The 858-nt window shown below is 32.6% G+C and carries 1 protein-coding gene; it reads right to left on the reverse strand.

The features are described 5' to 3' along the window. Positions 1-146: 146 nt before the first annotated feature. Positions 147-830, reverse strand: coding sequence for a hypothetical protein (locus tag ACE1ET_RS20530; RefSeq protein ID WP_375730301.1), 684 nt, complete (start codon positions 828-830; stop codon positions 147-149). Between the last annotated feature and the right edge of the window lie 28 nt (positions 831-858).

Raw genomic sequence — 858 nt, forward strand, 5'->3', positions numbered from 1 at the left:
ACAACGTTCCCGCGGTATGGTGTCGTGCGGTTGACTGTCCCATGAAGTGGAGACTGTCAAGCCGAAAACGACGACATACGGAATGTGGATTTGCAAATTGAAATAAAACCGCATGCACTATGACCGCGTGTTGGCAAACGTATTTTTTATGTCACCCAATTCCTTAAGAGTTTTTTGATGTGCCATTTCTTATCAGTCTTTTCAATAATTAAAAAGTAACTATATCCATCCCACTCGTCATAATAGTAATCAACTTGCAGTAACCCAAATTCATTATTTTCTAATCGGTATATTCTTGAAATTTCAAGTAGTCCTGCAAATTTTCGGTCTCTAAGAATTGTCCAAATATTTGAATAGTTATTATTTATTTCTGATTTTAATATTAATTTCAAATTACTCGAAACATTTATTTGATTAATATTTAATACTTTAGATATAGTTGTTTTTATTTCGTTTAATGATATAAATTCACTTACCAAATCATCTTCACTATATGTCCTAGATTTCAAATCATCCCAGTCTATGAAGAAACAAGTATCTGTTATCCCAATAAATATTCTTGAATCAATTGAGTCTAATCGGTCTAAATATTTTTGATGTTCTAAAAGAATCTCTTTCACTTTAGAGGAGTCCACGCCAATAAAATTTGAGTCGTTATCGAAAATTGGTGGTGGCGGTGGCGGTGGCATCGGTCTCCATTTTATGTTTAAACTATCAACTAACTGAGGAAAAATATCACTTACAATTTTCTCATCAGTAATAAAATCCGTTTTACAGCTTGCAATTGAAACAAGAATTAAAATCAGATATGTTAACTTACTTATAGTCATTCTTCAATATGTTTGCCAACGTTCCCGC

Source organism: Quyinboa mangrovi (assembly GCF_042219825.1).
Classification (GTDB): Bacteria; Bacteroidota; Bacteroidia; order Bacteroidales; family UBA5342; genus JBHJHP01.